Genomic DNA, 24729 nt, shown 5'->3' with positions numbered 1-24729 from the left:
TACTTTTTTTATTACAAGTGCGGAGGCAGCAATGAGTAAAGAAACATCACTTATAAAAAAATATGAATTACAGATTTCTAAATTGGAGAATGCTCTTAAAGAAGCAGAAAATGTAATCCGAATCCAGGAAAAATGTATTCGGACTTCGGAAGAGCTTCTTGAACAGAAAGAAGAATATATTTCCATGCTGACATTACAACTGGAAGAGACAATAGAATTAAGCAGAACGATGGCACAGGTATTAGATTCCCGCCCTAATTCATCAAAGGAGATTACAGATGAATCCATTTGAATATACAAGTGCATTACAGTACAAAGTGAAATCACTGGCACAGCAGATCGCCGAATTTAAATCCGGCGAGAGATACCAAAAATTAGAAGAAGAATATAAGAGTATTATTCGGAAACTTGAAAAAAATATCCGGGAATTAAAACAAGAATTAGCACAGGCACGTAAGGAGATCCGGTCTGTCCGTAATCAATGGATGGAAGCAAATGATGATCTTTACCACGAATGCCAAAAAGAACTTGACAGGAAAGACCGTCTCATTGCAAAGCTCAAAAAAGAGAATCTGGAAGTTGTTCGCCAGAGAGATGAAGCATTAGATAAATGCCGTGATATAAGACAGGAATTCTACAGGGTAGGGGCTGAACTGGAGGAAGAAAAAGGCCTGAACCAAAAACTGACTGCGCAGGTCAATATGGATTTTGAGAATTCATCCATCCCCTCTTCCCAGCAGAAACCCGGCAGGAAAAAAATCCCGAACAGCCGGGTAAAAACTGACCGGAAACCGGGCGGACAGCCAGGCCATGCCGGACACCGCAGGAAGCTCCATGCCGTAACAGAGACACATGAAATCCCTGCACCTGCAAAATACCTGGATAAAGAGAATTATTATGAGACGGGAAAAATCATTCGGAAACAGAAAGTGGTCATCCAGATGTCTGTAGCGGTCATGGAATATACGACAAAGGAATACCGTGACAAAAGAACCGGAGCCCGTGTACATGCTCCATTTCCAGAAGGATATATCAATGAAGTGAACTATGACGGGACGGTGAAGGCACTTGCCTTTCTCCTGAGCAATGAATGCAACGTATCCCATGGAAAAATAAGAAAGCTAATCTCAGAATTGACAAAAGGCGAGATCGAACTGTCCGACGGCATGATCAATGGTCTTACCAGGGAATTTTCAGCGAAAACAGCGGAAGAGAAAAAAGAGATTATAAAGAAACTAATGCAGTCTCCGGTCATGAATGCAGATTTTACAAACGCATCTGTAAATGGGCACAGTGCGCAGGTCCTTATACTTGCATCCCCGATTGCAGATGTGGCACTTTATATAGGCAGGGAGAAAAAAGGGCATAAAGGAATAGAAGGAACGCCGCTGGAGAATTATGTTGGGATTGTCTTGCATGACCATGACAAGACATTTTACCATTATGGAACAAAACATCAGGAGTGTACCCAGCATGACTGCCGCTATCTGATCGGCAGCGAGCAGAATGAGCCGCAGCTGGAATGGAACAAGGAGATGCACGGATTGTTCCAGGAGATGCTGCATTACCGAAATGGGTTGGGGGAGAAAGAACTTGATCCGATAATTGTTGAGGGATTCGAGAAAAGGTATGACGAAATCCTGAACAAGGCGGAGAAAGAATATCAGGATGAGCCGCCGACGGAGTATTATAGGGAAGGGTATAATCTATTTCTCCGGTTAAGGGAATATAAAGAAAGCGAATTATTGTTCCTGCATGACAAACGGGTTCCAGCCAATAATTCCCTATGTGAAAGATTGGCAAGAGTCTATAAACGAAAACAGAAGCAGGCAATTACTCTGCGGAGCCAAGAAAGTTTAAACGATATTTGTAATGGCTTAAGCATAGTCTATTTGTTACGCTCACAAAATGTAGATGTATATCAGAAGATATCAGAAATATATGAACGGAAACGCCCGCCCAAAATAAAACAGGAAAAGGTTGTTGCTAAAGCTTAACGCCAAAGCAGCAACCTTTTTTATTATACAGATGGCGTGGGTGTGAAATGTAACTAAACTTATACCTTAATGGACGAAGTCCACTCGCCCGCAGGGCATGAATTACGGGATGACCTGCGGGTTTAAGATATTACATGTAATGAAAGGATTTTATTTTGGAAAGATTGAGATCTTATTTTGTATAAAAAAGTTCCGCAAACACTAATGCTTACGGAACTTTTATTAACTCCCCGAGTTGGGCTCAAACCAACAACCCCACGGTTAACAGCCGTGTGCTCTACCATTGACACGGTCGCACACCGACATTTATTTTATATGCCTCCATATCTTTCATTTATGATTTCTCCTATTCGTTTTGTTTCTCTGATATTTCTTCCCGTAGTTTTAACTACAACACCATATTTTTGATCCGTCCAAGGTAAAACAATCTCAATCAATCCATCATCACGTATCTTTCTAATAAATTTGCGCTCTGAAGGATTAAAAGGCAAAGAATTAATCACACCTATCACATAAGGACATCTGATTAAACGCTTTGAAAACTCTGTCAAAACATCCATCCCATGATCATGTCTTAAAGAAATCCTTTTATCTTCTACCTGTAAATCAGTTTCTATTAGTTCTGGCTCTTCACCTAATTGCAGCTGAGAAATATGTATGTCAACATGTCTTTCCGTGCATATATTTCTAACTGCCTTTATATCATTATCTTTCATCAAATGTATAAAGGCCATATTCCACTTCGTTTCATATATGCTTAAACCAGCAGAATTCAATATATGCGCTAATGCTAATCCTATGCAGGGTTCGTCGTCTAAAAGCCATTCATGACCAAAATACTCATCCTGTATTTGTTCCACAGCCATCGACTCATATGGGGGTCTGAAAAAGGAAAAATAAAAATTCCTAATATTTAATGAATCAGGCATATTTTGAATCATCTGAAATAATTTTAAATTATCCACAGAATCAATTCTACATGTTGTTATATTATATTGACGCAATGAACGGTAAACTTTGATAAGCTCCATTATAGAAACATTATCTATGCTTTCTTTTCCAATTAGCGACAATTCATTAAAAAACAACTCCAATTTTATCTATTCCTCCTCACACTTCCCACATCTCCATAATAGACACGTTTATATTAATTCAGTCATTAGAATTCCCCATTCATCCAACAATCCCAAAGGATAGTCGCTCAAATTTCCTTTACCGTCAATATAAATATTATCTACTTTCGTTTCCTGTTCTTTATTCTTTGAGAAAAAAGAGACTCCTACTTTTCTGTTATTAATTTGGCTCTTTTTTACAGCAACTCTTATCCCATTTATCACATGATCACTGTGTGATTCACAAATAATCTGACATCCATGTTCTGCTGCCAAGGCTATTAAATTGGCTATCATAGTCTGCCCCTTAGGATGGAGATGGGATTCAGGATTCTCAATCAGCAACAGGCTATCTTGATTGGAAATGAGCAATTCCACGATAAGCGGCAACACATAGGGAATCCCAAAGCCGACATTAACAGGTAAAAATGAATCTGAAAACAAGCGATCTCCACTATAGCTAATAGCCAACTTTGCTTTTTCAATAGAAGGTAATAACTCTGCTGATATTCTTATTCCTGGCGATATTTCTGCCATCCATGCTGATACCTGATCAATCAAGCGATTTGTTTTCCCATTCTGTAAGCACATTTCATCAGGCACTCGTAATTTTTCTCCCTCAAGCGCCAGAAAAGGAACCACAAATTCCCCTGCCGTTCCCAATTTTACAGCTCCATTCCTTTTCCAATTCTCAATACTATATTGCTTTCTCGGACCTATATGCTCTGCCCCCAGATAAGAAAACTGTTCAGAAAACAAAGAAACTGCATAACTATCATCTGTTTTTGTCCCAACCCGCAATAGTTGATCACTGTCTGGATCATCCAATCTATATTTGTAACAGCAATCGTACTTTATATTATTACTAAACTGAATATAAAATCTTATATTATCAGAAATTCCACTTTGGCAAAAAACATCTTTACCTGTTCCCAACTGTATCATAGTTCCATTGGTATACAAATAATCTAATCCCAATTTACTGTTTTCCCAGAAGCTCTGTCTAAGAAGTAGTAATGCCTGTATTACGGACGATTTTCCCATCCCATTCATTCCAAAAAATAAATTCAAATTCTCCAATGGTAATGATAATTTCCGTATTGATTTGAAATTCTCAATTTGCATATAATTAATCATTTATTAATACCTCTTGAAAAAGTTTATGTATTGCTTCATATCTTCCCTTAACATTAGTTATGGCAGCTGTTCCCCTTGTAATAATATCTACAAACTTATCATTTCTTAATAATAGTTTATATTTTTCAAGCAACGTATCCCTTTTTCTTAATAATTTTTCGCAATCCTCTATACTTAGTTTAGCCAAATTCACTGCTATTGAATCATAAAGAGGCTTATTGATTCTCCCATATTGTTCATCGGCATTAATTTTCCTAAAAGCCTTATCGCCAAAAATATCTGAAGCATATTTCATTGCCTTTAAAAAATCAATGCGGCATTTCTCAATTGTAGATTCTGACTCAACTTGCAATCTGCTCATTACGCTATTCAAATAATCTTCCAGATTACCCTCATAAGCTTTTATGTCCAGTAAATAAAAGGCTAGAAAGCGATTCACAAATTCACAATCTAACATTCTCGAAGGGTCTATTTTATTTCTAGTTGCTTTTACAAATTCATCAGAATGTGCCAGTTCCTTTAATAAATTGGCCGCTTGTCCTCTATAAACAGAATTTTTAATTTCTGCTGGTTCTAAAGTCAAACCTCCCGTATTGATTCTTGTAAAAATACTTGTTCTTACTTTATCTGGTGTTCCTGGCCGAATAATATAAGCTGTCAATGTCTGTGCTTTTATCCTCCTCTGTATAGCAGGAGGAAGCTCTTCAAACATTTTTCCTTCATATTCTTTCAAATATTCTAAATCTGTCAGCACAAGGCGATTTGGATCTGCTTTATCAATCACCATAAATCTTTTAATAGCATACAGCCTTTGCAGCCCATCTACAACTATTAATTTATCATCTTTTGTACTATCGAAATAGAATGTTGGCAATGGAATCTTAACAATCAACGATTCTATTAACCTGCTCTGTTGCTTAGGATTCCACAAATCGGGATGTCGCTGAAAATCGGGTTCTAGCAAAATATCTTCATATTTTAACTGATCAACTATATTAGAAATTACCATTGTCTGAGAAATAATATCCACATCCTTAGGATTAAACGGCTTTATTACTTCTTCCTCATATGTTTCAGAATATAACTGTTCTTCCTCTATCTCATCTTGTTTTACCTTCTTTGGGGCAGACATCTGCTTCTCCTCTCGCAAATTGTTATTACTAGCTTTATCGTTTCATCCGTTAGTATACCATATCGAAAATAAATCTACAATATTTCATTAAGCTATTGAGGCTTACATTTTCGGTTAACAGTATATTGCCTGCCAAAATTTCTTCTCTTCTATCTTCGGATATGAAAAGCCCGCAAACACTACTGTCTACGGGCCTTTTCAAACTCCCCGAGTTGGGCTCGAACCAACAACCCCACGGTTAACAGCCGTGTGCTCTACCATTGAGCTATCGAGGATTATTCTCTATTCTTTTAATCCAAGAAAACACTAACTATATTATACCCCTTCGTATCTTATATAGCAAGTGTTTTTTCATGTACCCTCAAAACTGCATACAAGAAATTTCATCCTCTTTCCTATCCACCTTTGGTCATGCCCTCGACCGATTAGTTGCGGTCAGCTCCATACATTACTGCACTTCCACCTCCGCCCTATCTACCTTGTCGTCTTCAAGGGGTCTTACTGCTCTACGCAGGGATATCTCATCTTGAGGGGGGCTTCACGCTTAGATGCCTTCAGCGTTTATCCCCTCCCGGCTTGGCTACTCTGCCATGGCCTTGATTAGCCAACAGATCCACCAGCGGCCAGTCCATCCCGGTCCTCTCGTACTAAGGACAGCTCCTCTCAAATATCCTTCGCCCGCGCCGGATAGGGACCGAACTGTCTCACGACGTTCTGAACCCAGCTCGCGTACCGCTTTAATGGGCGAACAGCCCAACCCTTGGGACCTACTTCAGCCCCAGGATGCGATGAGCCGACATCGAGGTGCCAAACCACTCCGTCGATGTGAACTCTTGGGAGTGATAAGCCTGTTATCCCCAGGGTAGCTTTTATCCGTTGAGCGATGGCAATCCCACTTTCTACCACCGGATCACTAAGTCCTACTTTCGTACCTGCCCCACCCGTCGGTGTCGCAGTCAAGCTCCCTTCTGCCTTTGCGCTCTCCGAATGGTTTCCAACCATTCTGAGGGAACCTTTGAGCGCCTCCGATACCCTTTCGGAGGCGACCGCCCCAGTCAAACTCCCCACCTGACATTGTCCCCCAGCCGGGTCACGGCTGTTGGTTAGAAATCCAATACTGCAAGGGTGGTATCCCAACAGCGGCTCCATGGCAACTGGCGTCACCACTTCCTTGCCTCCCGCCTATCCTGTACATGCAATACCGAATCCCAGTATCAAGCTGGAGTAAAGCTCCATGGGGTCTTTCCGTCCTGGCGCGGGTAACCAGCATCTTCACTGGTACTTCAATTTCACCGGGTGCATTGTCGAGACAGTGCCCAAATCATTACGCCTTTCGTGCGGGTCGGAACTTACCCGACAAGGAATTTCGCTACCTTAGGACCGTTATAGTTACGGCCGCCGTTTACTGGGGCTTCAATTCAAGGCTTCGCTTTCGCTAACCTCTCCTCTTAACCTTCCAGCACCGGGCAGGCGTCAGCCCGTATACTTCACCTTTCGGTTTCGCACAGACCTGTGTTTTTGCTAAACAGTTGCTTGGGCCTATTCTCTGCGGCCAGGTCTCCCTGGCACCCCTTCTCCCGAAGTTACGGGGTCATTTTGCCGAGTTCCTTGACAATGCTTCTCCCGTCGGCCTTAGGATTCTCTCCTCATCCACCTGTGTCGGTTTACGGTACGGGCACAACCCAAACAATAGCGGCTTTTCTTGACACATGGCTCACATGCTTCCCTACTCTTACTTCGGTCCGCATCACGTCTTCAGGTTGATATACGGATTTGCCAGTATACCCCCTACCTCGCTTGCACCGGTCTCTTCATTCCCGGCTCATGCTTTCCACGTGTGTCCCCACAGTTCTGTTGGATTGTGGTACAGGAATTTCAACCTGTTATCCATCGACTACGCATCTCTGCCTCGCCTTAGGCCCCGACTTCCCCAGGGCAGATCAGCTTTACCCTGGAATCCTTGGATATTCGGCCGGAAGGATTCCCACCTTCCTCTCGCTACTCATTCCGGCATTCTCTCTTCGATACCGTCCACAGCTCCTTCCGGTACTGCTTCTTCCAGTATCCAATGCTCCTCTACCAATCATTTCTGATTCCTAAGCTTCGGCAGTGTGTTTCAGCCCCGGACATTTTCGGCGCAGGACCTCTCGACTAGTGAGCTATTACGCACTCTTTGAATGTATGGCTGCTTCTAAGCCAACATCCTAGTTGTCTCTGAAATCCCACATCCTTTTCCACTTAACACACATTTTGGGGCCTTAGCTGTAGGTCTGGGCTCTTTCCCTTTTGACTACCCAACTTATCTCGTGCAGTCTGACTCCCATACACCATCTTGGCGGCATTCGGAGTTTGATATTCTTCGGTAAGCTTTGACGCCCCCTAGGAAATTCAGTGCTCTACCTCCGCTAGACTTGTATGAGGCTAGCCCTAAAGCTATTTCGAGGAGAACCAGCTATCTCCGGGTTCGATTGGAATTTCTCCCCTATCCACACCTCATCCCCACCCTTTTCAACGGATGTGGGTTCGGACCTCCATTGCCTTTTACGGCAGCTTCATCCTGGACATGGATAGGTCACCCGGTTTCGGGTCTGCTCCGACTGACTCTGGCCCTGTTAAGACTTGGTTTCCCTTCGGCTCCACCCCTTCGGGGCTTAACCTCGCCAGCCGGCGCAACTCGCCGGACCGTTCTACAAAAAGTACGCGGTTCATCTCATACGGATGTTCCACAGCTTGTAAACATATGGTTTCAGGTTCTGTTTCACTCCCCTCCCGGGGTTCTTTTCACCGTTCCTTCACAGTACTATGCGCTATCGGTCACTAAGGAGTATTTAGCCTTACGGGGTGGTCCCCGCATCTTCCCACAAGGTTCCACGTGTCTCGTGGTACTCTGGATTCCGCCATGTCATCCGTCTTTTCGCTTACGGGGCTTTCACCCTCTCTGGCTGGCTTTCCCAAAACCATTCTGCTAAGACTTCTGAATCAAATTTGCGGTCCGAACCCCGGGATGCACGCATCCCGGTTTGGGCTCTTCCCATTTCGCTCGCCGCTACTTTGGGAATCGATATTTCTTTCTCTTCCTCCGGCTACTTAGATGTTTCAGTTCACCGGGTTCCCTTCCTTAACTTATGGATTGGGTTAAGGATACTTGAGGTTCCCTCAAGTGGGTTTCCCCATTCAGACATCTCCGGATCGTAGGATATTTGCTCCTCCCCGAAGCTTTTCGCAGCTTATCACGTCTTTCATCGGCTCTTAGTGCCAAGGCATCCACCATACGCTCTTTCTAGCATGACCAACTGACTTGCGGAAACGGGATGTCCCGTAAGTCCTCACCGATATAGCGTTATCGGCGTTGGTTTCATAGGTTGTTTTTTTGATTCGTTTTCTCGAATTGGATGTAATCATCATTACATAACCAGATGTTACTCTGCTAATAACAATTACCTCGGATGTCTTGATTAAGATATTTCTCTTATCATATTTCTTGTATGCGGTTTTCAAGGTACATGTTGACTGAATGCTTTCTTGTTTTTATGCTTTATCAGTCATTAGAAACCTGAATACTTAGCGAGAGTCCTCACAAACTTAGTATGAAGGTTGTTCTAAAACAAAGCTTTTGAACTTCCTCTATTCAAATCTCTAATCACTGGTAAAACCAGTTATCAGAACAGCACTGCCCTGCTGATTGGGTTGGCGTTGATAAGTTGTTGCTCATCCTTGCCGGTATCTATTCTTAAAGACTTGGCGTGTTTCTTTCACACCATCGTCGGTCAAGAACGTCCGCTTCACCTTGTTCAGCGAACGACTTAAAAAATCTAAACTCGACCTTCGCTCTGCTCGTTCTCATTAAGATTTTTTAAGTCTGGCGGCCACCTGTTCTTCCACACCGTCTCCAGTGCAGTACCATCGGCCGCTTAGGGCTTAACCATCGTGTTCGGGATGGGTACGGGTGTGTCCCCCAAGCGCATCGCCACCAGACATCGCCATCTAGACTTTTGACAGCCTTGACAACTAAACAATAGACAACAATTCCCTTACTTCTTCTTCCGTTTTAGTTGGATTGCTCCAAACGAAAGAAGTCTTTTTCCTTAGAAAGGAGGTGATCCAGCCGCACCTTCCGATACGGCTACCTTGTTACGACTTCACCCCAGTTATCGGTCCCACCTTCGACGGCTCCTCCCTTTCGGTTAGGTCACCGGCTTCGGGCGTTACTGACTCCCATGGTGTGACGGGCGGTGTGTACAAGACCCGGGAACGTATTCACCGCGACATTCTGATTCGCGATTACTAGCGATTCCAGCTTCATGTAGTCGAGTTGCAGACTACAATCCGAACTGAGACGTTATTTTTGGGATTCGCTTGCACTCACATGTTCGCTTCCCTTTGTTTACGCCATTGTAGCACGTGTGTAGCCCTGGTCATAAGGGGCATGATGATTTGACGTCATCCCCACCTTCCTCCAGGTTATCCCTGGCAGTCTCTCCAGAGTGCCCATCCTAAATGCTGGCTACTGAAGATAAGGGTTGCGCTCGTTGCGGGACTTAACCCAACATCTCACGACACGAGCTGACGACAACCATGCACCACCTGTCTCCTCTGTCCCGAAGGAAAGGCAACATTACTTGCCGGTCAGAGGGATGTCAAGATCAGGTAAGGTTCTTCGCGTTGCTTCGAATTAAACCACATGCTCCACCGCTTGTGCGGGTCCCCGTCAATTCCTTTGAGTTTCATTCTTGCGAACGTACTCCCCAGGTGGACTACTTATTGCGTTGGCTGCGGCACCGAATGGCTTTGCCACCCGACACCTAGTAGTCATCGTTTACGGCGTGGACTACCAGGGTATCTAATCCTGTTTGCTCCCCACGCTTTCGAGCCTCAACGTCAGTCATCGTCCAGCAGGCCGCCTTCGCCACTGGTGTTCCTCCTAATATCTACGCATTTCACCGCTACACTAGGAATTCCGCCTGCCTCTCCGACACTCTAGCCTTACAGTTCCAAATGCAGTCCCGGGGTTGAGCCCCGGGCTTTCACATCTGGCTTGCAGAACCGTCTACGCTCCCTTTACACCCAGTAAATCCGGATAACGCTTGCCCCCTACGTATTACCGCGGCTGCTGGCACGTAGTTAGCCGGGGCTTCTTAGTCAGGTACCGTCATTTTCTTCCCTGCTGATAGAGCTTTACATACCGAAATACTTCATCGCTCACGCGGCGTCGCTGCATCAGGGTTTCCCCCATTGTGCAATATTCCCCACTGCTGCCTCCCGTAGGAGTCTGGGCCGTGTCTCAGTCCCAATGTGGCCGGTCACCCTCTCAGGTCGGCTACTGATCGTCGGCTTGGTGAGCCGTTACCTCACCAACTACCTAATCAGACGCGGGCCCATCTTACACCACCGGAGTTTTTACCTCAGAACCATGCGGTTCCGCGGTCTTATGCGGTATTAGCAGTCATTTCTAACTGTTATCCCCCTGTGTAAGGCAGGTTGCCCACGCGTTACTCACCCGTCCGCCGCTCAGTCACAATCATCTTCATCCGAAGAATCCAATCAAAGCGCTTCGCTCGACTTGCATGTGTTAGGCACGCCGCCAGCGTTCATCCTGAGCCAGGATCAAACTCTCGTAATAAAGACTTGGGTTCGGTCTTTCACGAACCTTAGTCGTATTACGCTTCACAATACTTAGTGAGGTCTCCCACGAGCTTAGTATTGCGAAGCATCTTTTAGACGCTTCGCAGTTCATAGCGAGGTTTCTCACGAGCTTAGAACTGTCGAAGCATCCTTAAATAATCAAGTTTAATCTCGGTCAAGAAAAATGCTCGCTTTTTCTTTTCCCGTTATTACTGTTTATAAGGTTGGTCTTGAATTTCCAAATCCATTCAGCCTAGCCAAACTTCTTCGTCCATTCAATCCCACGTTCTGAAATTTTCTCTCAAGAAATTTTCAGGGTTGTTGTCTATTGTTTAATTATCAAGGTTCTTTGCTGTGTCTCAGCAACTCAGCTCAATTATAATATCACTTGCATTTCAAGATGTCAATACTTTTTTTGACATTTTTCAATTCTTTTTAAGCCGCTATATCATAAGAGAACTCTTTAGCCGCAAAAACTGTCTGAATCGCTTCAGACAGTTTCCATGGCAAACGGAGAAGGAGGGATTTGAACCCTCGCGCCGCTATTAACGACCTACTCCCTTTCCAGGGGAGCCCCTTCGGCCAGCTTGGGTACTTCTCCATAACTGCTCGTAATCTCAAATCCGAATATTACTATACAACAAGATTTGCGAATTGTCTAGTCCTAATTTTTACTTTTTTCAACTTTTTTATCTTCCCATACTCGCCGCACGACCCGTGCGCCGCGCCTAGGCGGCATATTTTCTCTGCACGGGTCTGCGCATAAAAAAGGATTTTGCAAATGCAAAATCCTCAGGAACGGAGAGGGTGGGATTCGAACCCACGCGCCCTTGCGGACAAACGGTTTTCAAGACCGCCTCGTTATGACCACTTCGATACCTCTCCATTTATCTAACTGTCTCGCCGCTTTCTGACGACATGAATTATTTTATCACATAATAATTCTGTCGTCAATATGTATTTTTATTTTTTTATATATTACTATAAAGTAATTTTAATAAATAAAAAAACCATACCCAAGGGCACACCGTAATGCATGCCCTGCGGGCGGGTGGACTTCGTCCAACAAAGTATAGAATAATCTATAATATTTCCTTATAATCAGCAGAAATCATAATTTCCGATGTAATATCTTTAAGGTTCACCCCTTCTACAACTGCATTTTCATATAGCTCCTCCGGCGAAAGATAATTCTGTTTATCCAAGTATACTGATACAAATTCCTTACAAAATACCTTTTGTTTCGCTGCTTTTGCTCGTTTTTTATCATATTTGACACCAATAAAATGTATTGTATCATGATATTCAAACATAATCTCCGGCCCAAGGGTATAACTTCTGGCATTGACATCCTCTTCTGCCAATAATATAGCCTTTTTTAAAATATTTACCAACTGAACTGATGACAAATTTAACAATTCCGGTTCTTTCTTTCTTCCAAACAATCCCATACCTGTTCCTCCCTAATCTACAAATTCTATATCTACTTTTATATATTGATTTATTAAGTCCTGAATTCTTTTAAGCTCACAATTATACATAATTAAAACACAGTTCTTGTTCATCTTACCATAATCAATGGATTTTGTGTTTCCCGCCTTATCGTGATATTCTGCCACAGGACAGCACTCGATTCTCAAGGAACGGATTTCTTGGCTGAGTAAAATACTTTTTATCTCATTTTCGTAAATATAGTATACAACAGACGCCGCCCCATTTCCATCCTGCAAATCAATCGATGGATACTGCCATTTAATCCTGCCTCGCTGAAATTCAATATTGCACATAGTTTCTATATAGCCGCCCTTTACTTTCATACTCTTCCCTGACCAGAGCATTAAAATAAACGCAGCAATACAAGTTATTATGGACATAGCTTCAAAGCCTTCCATAATAATAACAATCAAAAGAAGTATGTCTCTGTGATATGAAACGTGAACTTCACATGAGCCGAAAAATAGTACCGGTTATCGACAACCCGGGATGTGCCTCCCGCCTTTTCCAATTCAAACGTAACACTCTGGGTTGGCGATATCGTATCCACCACAAACATCCTGCCGTCATCTTTGACCTCTTCACTTACAAGCCCAGCTTTATCAACAGCATTTACCGTAAGATATCCCCGCATCTGCTGTACCTGGCTTTTCGGCAATTTTATCTGTGCTGTAAACTTGGTTGGCTCCTTACTGTCTGCCACAGCGGCAACCGATCCGCTATCCTTGTCCAAATTCGTCGTACTTGCGCCCTCCGACCGGGTATAATTCCACTCAAACCGGTCCACACCGGAAGTTTTATCATACGCAGTAAACGTTACCGTTACCGGAGCGTCGTAAAAACTAAATATTTTACTTAAAACCGGTTCTGAATACTCAACAGATAAGGCGTCTGGCTTCACACTGTCAATCCATTGATATATACCTGATGAATATCCCAGACAATCTTATTGACTGACATGGAATTCATCTCTATCTTTTGAACCATATCAACAATCTGCTCTATCACAAAAAGAAAATCATATTTTGATACAGGCTTTTTTAATCTCTCAAAAAGGCTGATTCCTATCGGGCCGGTATATTCCAGCGATACGCCCCCAAGCTTTTGAGCATTCTTGCCTTCAATAGCCCCCTAAGCCCTTTTCTAGTAAAATTTTCCCACTCTCGTCTGTCTATTTTTTTGCCAGAAGAAAGCCGGACTTTGACCATCAGCCGACAATCCTTCGTCTTGCTCCTATATTTTGCCATTTTCATGATTCGTTTCACATTTGAGGAATAAAATGCCCGGGAACTGCATATAATTTGCGTAGAAAAGATGTTCTACGCAAATAAATGTCACTTTTTGCATAAAAAAATGCCGTACAGCTTTTCTGTTGTTGATAATTTCTTGTCAGAATTAAGTTATTTACTCATAAAGACGGTTTTGATTGGGTAGCTCCCAGTCTATTCCCGTTGGTCAAAAGATGCATTCAGATACATTTCAAGCAGACTATCCTTCGCCTGCCACCCAAGTCCCGCAAGTTTTTTCCCTGACAAATGCAATCCAGTTTTTGTGGCATACCCATAAGGATTTCCTTGTGGGATCTCATATACCACTCGAATCTTTCCTCCCGCTGCCTGTGTTGCCACAAGCTCTGCCATCTCCCGGATCGTCATCGTATTTTTCTCATTCACTACATTATAAGCTTCCCCATCCTCTCCTTTTTCCAGAATCGTCATAATCCCCCTGAGCACATCATCAATACCACAGTAATTTCCCACAGATGTCCCATCCGTATGCAGAACGATATCCGTCCCTTTTTTCACCGCCCGGATGAGCTGTGCAAAAATCCGGTTGTCCGACCACCGGATTCCCCTTCCGAAAGTCTGCGCCAACCGTGCGATCTTCACCGGGACACCATATTCCCGATAATAGGAATAGCAAATGTTTTCACTCATCCTCTTCCCCAATGGATAACAGCTCCGAACATCCAATACATCGATCCTGCCCATCCCCGCCTCATCCTCCGTCACCAAATGTCCCGCCCTGTCATTTACTCTCCCATAAACCTCCATGCTCGAAAGGTAGACCATACTCTTAATCTTACACTGCCGTGCAAATTCCAGCACATTTTGTGTCGCATTCACAATACTTGAGATTACTTCCACAGGATGTGACACCATCTCCGAAGAATCCGTAACCGCAGCACAATGGATGATGTGATCCGGCAATCCAGCACCCTCCATGACCTGTCCTTCCATAAAGAACCGCTCCGCCCATCCATCCTCGCACAGATTCGCCTGAAACACGAACAAAGAATCTTGCGGCAATCTTCTCCCCATCTTCTCCCCATCTCTCGCCAGTGCAATAACCTTTGCCGAGCGGTCTGTTTTCAATATATATTCTGCCAACATAGAGCCGACATACCCAGACGCGCCCGTAATCAGATAAACAGCCATATCATTTATTTCATCCTTTCTTATTATGAACTGTATCAAAATAATATGCACAGATTGTACAGCCGAAAATCAGACAAGTAAGATAGTTCTCTAACCCTTCGGTCCTTTACACAGATCCTGTTTTCTTCCAAGACCGACATGGTACCGTCCAAGAACTCTGTAGAGACTGGCGAATCATCACCAAAAAGACAATAAGTATCATAAAAATTCTTTACAGCTTTCTGTAATACCGGCGATGTCAATACCATAGGCGCAACACCGCAGAATGCCAGATCCTCCACTCGTTGGACAACGATCCGCCCGTTTGTCCCTACGCAAAAAGGGTCATTGAACAAACGGCTCACGAAGGAACCATACAATAATTTTTCATTCCATGTCCGAATGTTTAGTCCTACATCCTGAAACACCGAAGATTCACAGATTTCCGACCCTTTTTTAATCACATAACTATCTATTCCGGCACGTTTCGCACATTCGCCATCCGCCTGTGCATGATCACCTATATGTAAATACCTCTTTCCTTTTACTTGCCCGACAAATATCTCAAATAAGCCATCTACCTTCGGTCTATGAAAATCACAGGAATTATAAAGTTTAATATACCCCGTGATTCCATTCTGTTCCAGTATATCTTCCAGTAAGGCTGTAGGCAGATACATGTCCGATATGAGATAGACCTGCTTTTTCATGTCAATTGCTTTATGAAATATATCCACCATTTTCTCTCTCGGTATGATGACCTGCCTTTCTATCTCTATCTCAATTTGGCTCAATTCTTCCTTTGCCTGAGCAGATACTTTTGTCAAACGCTGAAATTCTTCATAGATTTCTACCAAAGTCGGAATCTGTCTAATCAAATTGATCTCTGCCTGTATCCGGTTCGCATAAAAACTATCTACTTTTATCCCCCTTTCATCCGCAATATTCTGAACAATATAAAATACATCATGGGGTTCATATACTTTTCTCATGACCAGGGTATCAAAGATATCAAAACTTATAACATCGTGGGAGCGTATCCATTCCAAAAGACTATCCGCATCCTGCTCAAAACAATGGTCATCCGGTTCAAATCCATACTCCTGCTCCCCATATAATGCCGTCAGATCTTCCCCATAAATATTATAAAGTCCTACGTTTGCCGCTATCGCCGTGTTTGCTATCCTCTTATAGATCGCATATACATTCTCAGGCTGGGCCGCTATTACAATAACTTCAATGCCGTCTTTCCGAATGTCACGAATACTTAAAATACGCACATCGCACAGCATTCCGCTCCTTAAATCCCGGTCATACACTCCTGCAATACGGATATGCTTACATTTTTCCAGAATTTCAGCGGCAATCACTCCCGTACCATACAATGCAACAGATTTCTCTTTCCACAAATCTGAATGTTCCAGAAAACATTCCCAATATCTTTTCCCCATACTCTAATCCACACCAATCTTAAAGTAATCGAATATTTTAATTTCTGCCTCGCTCAAATAAATTCATTTACATTAAATTTTCGATTCACGAACTCATCTTCCACAATATAATTCTGCAAATATATCGAATTTACCAATTCACTATTATACAAAAGTCCCAATAAAGAATCCGTCTGACCAAGATCGCACAATTCCAGAGCGCCTCCGGCTGTCACATAATCCTTGAAATAGTCAAGGATTCCTTGTTGTATTTGCTGAACCAATGAAATTTCTTCCTGTGTCCGTTCCTCCTTATAAAATACAGGTCTGCCATCAGAATCAAAACACTTCACCGTCGGCTCTGGAGATGTGATAATTCCCTCTAGCAAGATATATACTTCATCCAAATGGTATAAGTTGTTTTCATTCCATTCAACAGGATACATGGATGTTATTTCCAACTTATCTTTATATGAATCTCCCGTTCTTATATGCCGCAGATATACCCCTTGCAGCTTACAGCCTAGTATTTGCTCCAGATAGAGCTGACATGTTCCGGAGGCCCAGAAGTCTACAAAATACAGTTTTCCTTGAATCGTGACGTTCTGAGATAAATATCTTTTATAATATTCCCTCTGACGCATGCTACCGCGGATAATCCTTTCTTTATGTAATAAAACATACTGGACATCCGTAAGGCCATTCTCTCTTGGAAGTAATTCATCTTTTTTCATAAAGAACCTCTGCTCCATCAGTTCCTCTATCGTGCCGGAAAATGGGAATCGCAGTGCATACAGGATATCCTCTTCCGATATAAGCCCTGCCGCCACACAGCTTATACGGGACGTATAGACATACTCTCCTTTCGGCCCTTTCCGCCCTTTCCCATAAAAAGCAGAATAAAACTCATACATTTTCTTAAAAATGTATCCATCCCTCGAACCGAACAAGATGACTCCATCCGGAGATTTTTGCACCTCTTTTATGGTGAAAAGCATAAAACGCGACATGATTGGTCCTAAAATCTTATAGCCCATTTCATAGTCATTTTTAACTGTAACTCCTCTCCCAACAGCATTATCCGCATACAACCCACTCTTTAAATCATCACGGCAATCCAGCCGCCGGCCTCTGACCTCAAAGACTTCGATACCATGCTGTTGGCAAAAAACAGCAATTCTCCCGTAAATCAATTTGATAAAACAGGCTCTTGCAACGATGACCACAACCTCCACGCCTAATGCTTCTAACTCTTTTATAGAAATGACCCTTTTCCCCCATTTTACGTTTCCGGTCTCCTGCCGATCCATTAATGCCACAATATTGAACCCCTGCAGGGAATCCAATAACAGCTTTGTATTCTCGCCCAATCCATATAAGGCCATTTTTTTTCCCTTATATGGCTCAAAATTTCTGCTGAACGCCTCAACAAAATCTACATTCGACATATCTTCAACATCTCCATCCACTTTTTCCAGTCTTTTTCCAACCGCTCATTCCACGGTGCGCGCTTTGCTTTTAACTCCTCCCATGCCCGTTTCTGCTCTTCAGGCAGCCAGGAACAGGAATATTTATGGATTCCCATAGAATTTACGTTCAATTCCAACATACCGTTCCCCTGATTCATCGGAGACAGGTAATCGCTGGATAAAAAGAGAATTCCCCCAACTTCTTGCGTACGGTTCTCAATCTCCACTCCCATTTTCTGAAAGTATTCCGTATGGTATTCCGGGCATGACGTGAGATTCAAACTGCCGTCTGCATTACGGAAACACATCCTGTGATAAAGAGATCTGAGATCCTTTATCACAGGATGTAGCGGGATACATCCGCATCCCAGCCCCGTATTAAGCAAATTCCAATGCTCGAAAGCAAAAAAAGCATCATATCCCATTAAAGGCTCCAGCCTTTCAAACAGCTCCACATCCGTATCCAGATAAATACCTCCATAGCGATAGAGAACATCAAGACGCACATAATCCGACACAAAACTATATTTCCCTGCCTCGTACGCCTCCCTGACATATGGTACCTTTGTCACGTCAAAATTTTTTTCATTCCAAAACAGAAACCGATAGTCCGGATACAGCTGTTCCCATCCCTTCACACATCTTCGCTCCAATTCCGGCATTGCAGATGGGCCAAACCAACAGTAATGAATGATCTTAGGGATCTTCCCTCTTTCCCGGCGAAAGTCATGAGCCACGAAGCGCCGCCCGTTCCTGCTATGGTTCCACAAGAACGGCGCATGCAGCACATAGCATAGACTTCTGTCCAATGCCTCCACTTTGTCTAACTGGCAAAGGACTTCTTCAAATTCTTTCACCGTAATCAGAATGGCACAGGAATCGCCGGATACCTGTTTTTCAAAGTCCTCCCAGCTTAATACCAAAATCCTCCGCTCTTTATAGATAAACTCCGTTCGCTCCCCCGGCGAATTGTCAACAATAACGGAAACATGCTCCGCAGCTGCTTCTCCAAAATCTTGAAAAAAATCTCTCATGCTCCCGCCAGCGCCGAAGAGCGCCAACTTTCGGTTCCCGATTTCCGACAGCATTTCTCCAATGCTCGCATTGCGTAAAATCATACTCTAGACCGTCCATTCCGTAATCTTTTTTTCAGAAAGCCCCCATGGCACCAATTCTTCGATCGGCTCACAATATCCGCAATAGGGAAGCCTTGTGATACAATATTGATAGATCTCCTCAGGCGACACCTGGTAAAGATCCAGCCAATCCCGATCCACCACCTCAAGCCTGGTTCCGAATGCGTGATTGAAATACTCCGAAGCCAGAACATAGATACACTTATACAATCTCCCTTTGAACAAAAACAGACTGTCGCACATCTTGTATCTTGGACATTGGGAAAACAGGTGGGGCTTTGTTGTTTTCGTAAAATTCAAAGGTCTTTTAGAGAAGTATTTCTGCCCTTCGCTATAGATGACGCAGTATGAGACCGCATTTCTGTCCAGTTTTTCATACAGAGATTTCAGATCCATATTTTTCAGCGGATATTCTGTAATTACAAGAGTAATGGCAAGCTCTGCCAATTCCTTGAGCCTGTCATCTTCCATCCCTTTTACGGCCAGACCGTTCGTGTAGCATTCAATAGGAATGTTCGGAAAATATTTCCTTGCACAGGCAAACATCCGAAAAATCTGCGGATGCAGGAATGGTTCTCCGCCTGTGAATTTTAGCACGGAAATAGTTTTCAGCTTTAATCCGCGAAGTTTGGATATATCCTTTTCAAACTGCTCTGGTCCGTAAAAATCCGGCGGGCAGACCGGGGCAAAACTGCTGCAGCTCTTACAATTCAAATTACACTGATTCGTCGTAAATATATTGATCCAGAAATTTTCCTTCACACTGTCAATAGAAAAAATACGTCCGATTTCTTCTCGTTTCTCACTCGTCAGGGAACAGATATCTTTCCTGTCCATGAACCCAAGGAGCGGCAGTATTTCCGGGAAATAGCGATCGCTGACTCCCATGATGATTCCACATTCTCCTGGCACATATTCCTTTTTGAAACACGCAAGAGCAGGCGACGTCACATATCCGGCAAATGGGAGCTGTGCCTCTTTCATATAATGTCCAAGTCCCTTCCCGATCTTGCCAGTGCCGAAAATATGAACCCTTTTATGATTCCTTACAAACTCCGCCAGTCTGTCTAATTCTTTATCATATAAGGATATCTTAGAAGTTGTATTGCCCGACCATCTCGTTAATTCAGCCACGATAATCTCCACTCCTTTTCTCTTTCATGAAATATGACTGTCTCTGATACATTTTCCGTAATTTTTTTGGAATGCCCATATATAAGAATGTCTCCTCCAACATATCCAAAAGCTGTTCAATCCTTATCTGTTCTTCTTCCGGCGTCTTGTAAGAATGGAAATGGGAATCTTTGCGAATGACATAATACGCTAACGGTTCCTCTATAAAATACCGCTCGTAAAAATAGTACATTGGCAGCAATATCTGATAATTCTGACCAGCCGGACATCTGGATATTTTAAGTTCCGGATTGACCTTCCGAAACGCTTCCACCCTCACCATATGGCAGTGAGATTCCATCAGGGACATTCCGGCAAGCGCCAGAAAGAACTGTTTTGGCTGGTAATTCAGATTCCCGAAAATCTCTCCTTTTATCTGGATTGGACGGAGCGGATCTGTCTCATCCACCACATACAGATTACTGGTAACAATGCCATATTGAGGATGAGCGTCCAAAGCCGCAGCCTTTTTTTCCACTGAATCCGGTGTAAGAAAGTCATCACAATCGATCCATGAAAGATACTCTCCTGATATCTGCTTTAATCCATAGTCAAGGGCCGCGGCCTGTCCCTGATGTTCTTGCCTGAGGTAACACAATTTCTTGCCCGCTTGCTCGAACCGGGATCGATAGTCAAGGATCACCTCCGAAGTCCCATCCGAGGAACCGTCGTCTACGCAGAACAGTTCAATATTCTTATAGCTTTGGTGCAAAATAGATTCCAACATCCGCCCCACATAGTTCTCGCCGTTATAGCAAGGAGAGATTATACTTATCAATTTTCCCATGTGCCTATCCTCTCCATTAATTTTTCTAATGATACGATGTGCATTTCCGGATATATCTCCTTCAAGTCCTCCCTTATCTCCCAATAATCCCAGACTGGCGTAATAATGACTGTCACTGCAATCTTAGCCACAATCTTTCCGAATTCTTCCTCTCCGATCCGATATACCGGGCAGCCGCACACATTTTTCAGGGATTTTGCACGGTCAAGGAAACACAATGGCTCGCCCTCCATGCAGTCAAGCAATGCCCGTCCAAGTTTCCCTGCGCCATATATCACGATACGCCCCACAATGGATGGATCGTGTTCTAAAAAGCACTGGAAATGCGTATATTTTTTCACCCGGGAAAGCAGGTCGTTACGCTTCAGCTCCAAACAGAAGGTCCTCAAGAAATCTTCTCTTTCCTGTATAGACTGTATCCGCTCACCCTCATAGTAAATGCGCTCGATGGAAGAAACCGGGGCGATTCCCCTTAAATAATCTATTCCCAAAGGCTTTTTCATACTGAAGTCCAGCATTTCATTCCAAGAAGCCGCCTCCTCGTAAGTGGCATGGAAGGATTCGTAAGCAGATTGACAGGATTCCATAAGTTCTTTCCCTTTTTCGCTCCGTACGATTACCAGGCTTATCCCTTTCTCTTCGCATTTCCCCGGGAAGATCTTCGGAAGACCAACGAAATCCCCAAGGGTAAGATCCGCATCATGGCAGTCTCCTTTGAATTGGCATTGATAACAGCTTTCCCCATAGAAAGACATCCGCGGGCGCAGGAACAAATCCTTGTCTTTATCAAAAATAAGTTTTTTTCCATTTCGTAAATGTGACATGGTAAAAGCCAGCCTTCCATTGACATCAAAGAAACCTTTTGCCTTTGCCCGCATATCGAATGCTTCTAACGCTTCATCCCTCTGATAGAAATCCACATACTTTTTCCAGAGAAGGGGAGCCGTGACGCCTCCGCAGACCAGATCTATGATATAGAGCCTCCCATAATCTTTTCGCAAATATGCCGTAAGTCCTACAGCCTGGCACGGTGTACCGGAAAAAAGTACACGTCGGCCTTGTTCCAGATATTGTTCCACTTCTGCAAAACATGTTCCCACTTCACTCTGTACATATTTGCTTTTTTGCATAGCAAGAAGCCCGTCTTTTGTATCTGTACATATGTGCTTCACCGCAAAATCATTCAAATCGTCATATACAGCGCCGCAGACCACACCGCCGTCATCGATCCATTTCTCTGCTATGACAAAAAAAGCACCTCCGCTCGCACTTTGAGCCAGTATCTTCTCATCCTTTGCCTGCACTGCAAGTACGGAAACTGCCGGGGCAGACCGGGACTTCTGCCCCGGATAGGCCGGGCATAGATCCAGACATTGGCCACAGTCCGTACAGGATCTTTCATCGAACACCGGATGGTAGAATCCTAGTTCATCTGCAGCCATCCGTATGCAGGATAGGGAACATCTGGTACATGCGCTGCAGCCAGTACATTTCCCCTGATCGATCACCGTTTCCCGAAGCTCTTGGAAATTCTTGAACCTCTTCGGCAAATTTCCCTCTTTCATAAGAGAATATCTTAAATAATCAATGGAATGTTCTATGATTTCTTTTGAATAGTCTGGTACGGTCAATGCTGTTTTCCACGCTTCATCAGCCCTTTGGAAAAAATGAGCTTCAAGACCAAATGACTTCAACATGTCCTTTACTCTGGCATTTTTAGAAAAACGCTCCGGAAGGGAATCCACTCCCATCGTAATAAAGGGTCTTTGGAATATAATGGAAAATGCCGTTCCATGGAATGAATCTGTAATGACATAAGCCGCACGATCTATCAAAGCCAGGAAATCACTCGGACCGACACGTACTCCGCCTATATAAGCAATATAAACGAGAGACATTCCTCGTTCTTCTGCAAACTCCTTTGCCTGCTCATGCAAGACAGCGCTGCCGGAAACACTATAAAGCAATACATACGCTTCATCCGAATACCGTCCATTTCCGTAGCTTGCGGCCAATCGCCACTGTTCTGCCGAAAGCATGAATACCGGATCCACTACGGAAGTAACTGGCTTTTTGCTCATTTCCTCAACAACTGGAATTGCCGAGCGCTCTCTTACAGAAATATGATCAAGCCTGTTCAAAAATCGCTTCAATACTTGCTTTCTGTTTTCCTCAATATCTGCCGATCCGAAGCTGGCTCCGTAAGCTATTTTCTTTTTATTTTTTCCTACGAAAGACAATGCCATCTGTGGAAGTACATGCTCTGGCATACTGTCTTTCACTCCCCATATCTGATCGCTTCCACAAAGGAAACTGTCATATTCTTTTTCCGCCTCCGACAAGTCCGCCGGTGTATATATTCTTTTGCTGTGCGGGATCCTTGCGGCAAATTCTTCAAAAGCAGGCTGATCTACCGTAACATTTTCGTAATAGCCCCTCGTATCTTCCTTACTCCAGACGAAACGTATCTGTTCACATGGAATTCCCAGCGATTCCACAGCCTTCTGTAATGCATAAGCCTGGAGCTGCGCTCCAAAGTTATATGTTTTATAAAATAAGGTTAAAATTCCGACCTTTTTCATTCTGACTTCTTCCCTTTTCATCTATTTCTAAATCCGGATACCGTATCATAGATCTTTTTCCCCATGGATTTTTCCTTTCGGCGTTCATCCTCTTTGTCCCCATGGGAAATACTTTCCAGAAAAATATTCATATTATCTTTTTTCCACTTTTTTATACTGTCCGAATCCTCTACAATCCGGTCATATGCATAGACATTTTCTGTTTCCAAATCAAATTCCAGAATTTTGTCCAACTGATAATGCAAATATATTTTATTTTGTTCTCGTATTCCTCCGTCAAATGTAGATTGTTCTCTGTTAAGCTCTGTATCCTGGCAGTAGAATCTGAGAGACTCAATTTCTTCTGCCATCCTATTTTTCATATCAAATTTAACTGCCATATTGCACGATGCCGGAAAACAATATAAAAATCCGTTATGAACATATACATTCGCCGAATCAAAACAGTGTTTATCATTTACAATCGAACATCCTTTTGGAAATGCTTTAAATTCTTCTACATATCCTCTATCCGGGTTCCATTTTAAAAAGGATAGCTTATTCTTGACCACCAGCCAAAAGCTGTCCTCATACTTGATTACAATGCTGAATCGATAATCTTCCTGCCCTACTGTACTGATTTTAATTTCATTGGTTTCCAGGTTAAAAATCACTACATGGTTCGAGCATAAACAGCTCAAAATAATATTCTTCTCATCGACCCATGCAAACCGATGAAAAAGCAAATCATCCTGTTTTAGTATTGTCTTTCCAAAATCTGCACAAATGGTCAGTTTACCGGTTCTAACATGGTACTTGAGCAGCTGCCGGCATCCGAAAGGCAAAAGGAACAGCTGATCCCGGAACAGACAAGCCCCAAAAAAGTATCCCGGTAAATGCCCTTCCTGATACGGAAATCCCTTTAACCTACTTAAATCAATTTTTGCCCATGAATCTTTACTCGTGTCGTAAATAGCCAGATTTGCATTCCAAAACGGAACAAAAAAATATAAATCAGCACAGCGAATAATGCAGTGAAAAGGTTTCGATTGTTCTTTATCAAAAGCCGGCATTCTTCCGCAATAATGTAATGTCTTATCTACTAAATTAAAGCGATAAATCAGATTACTGCATACATGCATTCCAAAAATATCATCCTGTACCTTATGGAGTGCAATTAGAAAAGGTCTGTCCAAATAACTTTCATACATAATAGAATCATTTTCCAAGCTATCTTCTACCTTTCTTCTGAACAATTCTCT

The 24729-nt window shown here is 43.1% G+C and carries 16 protein-coding genes, 3 tRNA genes and 3 rRNA genes; 2 read left to right on the top strand and 20 right to left on the bottom strand.

Annotation, left to right across the window (positions count from 1 at the left end; all coding sequences use genetic code 11):
- Positions 1-31 precede the first annotated feature (31 nt).
- Together AC6I3O_RS02655 and AC6I3O_RS02650 are read left to right on the top strand one after the other, a co-directional pair.
- On the top strand, positions 32-292 hold the full coding sequence (locus tag AC6I3O_RS02655) for a hypothetical protein (RefSeq protein ID WP_305085201.1): 261 nt from the start codon (positions 32-34) through the stop codon (positions 290-292).
- A complete protein-coding gene (locus tag AC6I3O_RS02650) occupies positions 279-1997 on the top strand; it encodes an IS66 family transposase (RefSeq protein ID WP_304523303.1) in 1719 nt (572 codons plus the stop codon). Before AC6I3O_RS02655 ends, AC6I3O_RS02650 begins: the two co-directional genes overlap by 14 nt.
- Positions 1998-2308: 311 nt before the next feature.
- Here AC6I3O_RS02650 and AC6I3O_RS02645 read toward each other — a convergent pair whose 3' ends face one another.
- The 20 genes from AC6I3O_RS02645 to AC6I3O_RS02550 form a co-directional block, all read right to left on the bottom strand.
- Positions 2309-3091 (bottom strand): hypothetical protein, encoded by a 783-nt coding sequence (locus tag AC6I3O_RS02645; protein ID WP_497849592.1) that lies wholly within the window; start codon positions 3089-3091, stop codon positions 2309-2311.
- A 48-nt stretch (positions 3092-3139) separates the two neighbouring features.
- Positions 3140-4246: an AAA family ATPase gene (locus AC6I3O_RS02640; RefSeq protein ID WP_497849591.1), complete on the bottom strand. Its 1107-nt coding sequence runs from the start codon at positions 4244-4246 to the stop codon at positions 3140-3142.
- Positions 4239-5378: a DUF262 domain-containing protein gene (locus tag AC6I3O_RS02635; RefSeq protein WP_497849590.1), complete on the bottom strand. Its 1140-nt coding sequence runs from the start codon at positions 5376-5378 to the stop codon at positions 4239-4241. Before AC6I3O_RS02635 ends, AC6I3O_RS02640 begins: the two co-directional genes overlap by 8 nt.
- Positions 5379-5581: 203 nt before the next feature.
- A tRNA-Asn gene (locus tag AC6I3O_RS02630) sits at positions 5582-5653 on the bottom strand.
- Positions 5654-5783: 130 nt separating this feature from the next.
- Positions 5784-8669, bottom strand: a 23S ribosomal RNA gene (locus AC6I3O_RS02625).
- Positions 8670-9235: 566 nt separating this feature from the next.
- Positions 9236-9353 (bottom strand): 5S ribosomal RNA (rrf, locus tag AC6I3O_RS02620).
- A 114-nt stretch (positions 9354-9467) separates the two neighbouring features.
- Positions 9468-10998, bottom strand: a 16S ribosomal RNA gene (locus AC6I3O_RS02615).
- Together the 16S, 23S and 5S rRNA genes with 1 tRNA gene alongside form the textbook arrangement of a ribosomal RNA operon.
- 513 nt (positions 10999-11511) lie before the next feature.
- Positions 11512-11601: transfer RNA gene (locus tag AC6I3O_RS02610), tRNA-Ser, on the bottom strand.
- A 198-nt stretch (positions 11602-11799) separates the two neighbouring features.
- Positions 11800-11885: transfer RNA gene (locus AC6I3O_RS02605), tRNA-Ser, on the bottom strand.
- A 197-nt stretch (positions 11886-12082) separates the two neighbouring features.
- Positions 12083-12451, bottom strand: coding sequence for a hypothetical protein (locus tag AC6I3O_RS02600; RefSeq protein WP_497849589.1), 369 nt, complete (start codon positions 12449-12451; stop codon positions 12083-12085).
- A 12-nt stretch (positions 12452-12463) separates the two neighbouring features.
- Positions 12464-12892, bottom strand: coding sequence for a hypothetical protein (locus AC6I3O_RS02595; RefSeq protein ID WP_497849588.1), 429 nt, complete (start codon positions 12890-12892; stop codon positions 12464-12466).
- A gap of 11 nt (positions 12893-12903) precedes the next feature.
- On the bottom strand, positions 12904-13395 hold the full coding sequence (locus tag AC6I3O_RS02590; RefSeq protein ID WP_497849587.1) for a hypothetical protein: 492 nt from the start codon (positions 13393-13395) through the stop codon (positions 12904-12906).
- A gap of 541 nt (positions 13396-13936) precedes the next feature.
- The gene (locus AC6I3O_RS02585; RefSeq protein WP_497849586.1) at positions 13937-14932 is read right to left on the bottom strand and encodes an NAD-dependent epimerase/dehydratase family protein; all 996 of its coding nucleotides are present in this window, start codon (positions 14930-14932) and stop codon (positions 13937-13939) included.
- Positions 14933-14967: 35 nt separating this feature from the next.
- Positions 14968-16362, bottom strand: a complete 1395-nt coding sequence (locus AC6I3O_RS02580) for a hypothetical protein (RefSeq protein WP_497849585.1) — start codon at positions 16360-16362, stop codon at positions 14968-14970.
- Positions 16363-16415: 53 nt separating this feature from the next.
- Positions 16416-17789: a hypothetical protein gene (locus AC6I3O_RS02575; RefSeq protein ID WP_497849584.1), complete on the bottom strand. Its 1374-nt coding sequence runs from the start codon at positions 17787-17789 to the stop codon at positions 16416-16418.
- Complete coding sequence (locus AC6I3O_RS02570; RefSeq protein WP_497849583.1) at positions 17777-18928, bottom strand: glycosyltransferase family 32 protein; 1152 nt, start codon at positions 18926-18928, stop codon at positions 17777-17779. Before AC6I3O_RS02570 ends, AC6I3O_RS02575 begins: the two co-directional genes overlap by 13 nt.
- 3 nt (positions 18929-18931) lie before the next feature.
- Positions 18932-20080: a radical SAM protein gene (locus AC6I3O_RS02565; protein WP_497849582.1), complete on the bottom strand. Its 1149-nt coding sequence runs from the start codon at positions 20078-20080 to the stop codon at positions 18932-18934.
- The gene (locus tag AC6I3O_RS02560) at positions 20073-20906 is read right to left on the bottom strand and encodes a glycosyltransferase family 2 protein (RefSeq protein WP_497849581.1); all 834 of its coding nucleotides are present in this window, start codon (positions 20904-20906) and stop codon (positions 20073-20075) included. The genes AC6I3O_RS02565 and AC6I3O_RS02560 overlap by 8 nt, the downstream gene beginning before the upstream one ends.
- Complete coding sequence (locus AC6I3O_RS02555) at positions 20894-23488, bottom strand: polysaccharide pyruvyl transferase family protein (RefSeq protein WP_497849580.1); 2595 nt, start codon at positions 23486-23488, stop codon at positions 20894-20896. Before AC6I3O_RS02555 ends, AC6I3O_RS02560 begins: the two co-directional genes overlap by 13 nt.
- A 17-nt stretch (positions 23489-23505) precedes the next feature.
- Positions 23506-24678, bottom strand: a complete 1173-nt coding sequence (locus AC6I3O_RS02550; protein WP_497849579.1) for a hypothetical protein — start codon at positions 24676-24678, stop codon at positions 23506-23508.
- Positions 24679-24729 lie beyond the last annotated feature (51 nt).

This window comes from Sporofaciens sp. St.21A7 (assembly GCF_059728535.1).
This window is presented reverse-complemented; position numbering and strand designations above follow the sequence as displayed.

What these genes read in the sequence shown, in the direction of transcription:
- AC6I3O_RS02600 (WP_497849589.1), bottom strand. Translation starts at nt 12,451, where the DNA reads ATGGGATTGTTTGGAAGAAAGAAAGAACCGGAATTGTTAAATTTGTCA.
- AC6I3O_RS02555 (WP_497849580.1), bottom strand. Translation starts at nt 23,488, where the DNA reads ATGAAAAAGGTCGGAATTTTAACCTTATTTTATAAAACATATAACTTT.
- AC6I3O_RS02585 (WP_497849586.1), bottom strand. Translation starts at nt 14,932, where the DNA reads ATGGCTGTTTATCTGATTACGGGCGCGTCTGGGTATGTCGGCTCTATG.
- AC6I3O_RS02575 (WP_497849584.1), bottom strand. Translation starts at nt 17,789, where the DNA reads ATGTCGAATGTAGATTTTGTTGAGGCGTTCAGCAGAAATTTTGAGCCA.
- AC6I3O_RS02635 (WP_497849590.1), bottom strand. Translation starts at nt 5,378, where the DNA reads ATGTCTGCCCCAAAGAAGGTAAAACAAGATGAGATAGAGGAAGAACAG.
- AC6I3O_RS02595 (WP_497849588.1), bottom strand. Translation starts at nt 12,892, where the DNA reads ATGGAAGGCTTTGAAGCTATGTCCATAATAACTTGTATTGCTGCGTTT.
- AC6I3O_RS02570 (WP_497849583.1), bottom strand. Translation starts at nt 18,928, where the DNA reads ATGATTTTACGCAATGCGAGCATTGGAGAAATGCTGTCGGAAATCGGG.
- AC6I3O_RS02580 (WP_497849585.1), bottom strand. Translation starts at nt 16,362, where the DNA reads ATGGGGAAAAGATATTGGGAATGTTTTCTGGAACATTCAGATTTGTGG.
- AC6I3O_RS02655 (WP_305085201.1), top strand. Translation starts at nt 32, where the DNA reads ATGAGTAAAGAAACATCACTTATAAAAAAATATGAATTACAGATTTCT.
- AC6I3O_RS02550 (WP_497849579.1), bottom strand. Translation starts at nt 24,678, where the DNA reads ATGTATGAAAGTTATTTGGACAGACCTTTTCTAATTGCACTCCATAAG.
- AC6I3O_RS02560 (WP_497849581.1), bottom strand. Translation starts at nt 20,906, where the DNA reads ATGGGAAAATTGATAAGTATAATCTCTCCTTGCTATAACGGCGAGAAC.
- AC6I3O_RS02650 (WP_304523303.1), top strand. Translation starts at nt 279, where the DNA reads ATGAATCCATTTGAATATACAAGTGCATTACAGTACAAAGTGAAATCA.
- AC6I3O_RS02640 (WP_497849591.1), bottom strand. Translation starts at nt 4,246, where the DNA reads ATGATTAATTATATGCAAATTGAGAATTTCAAATCAATACGGAAATTA.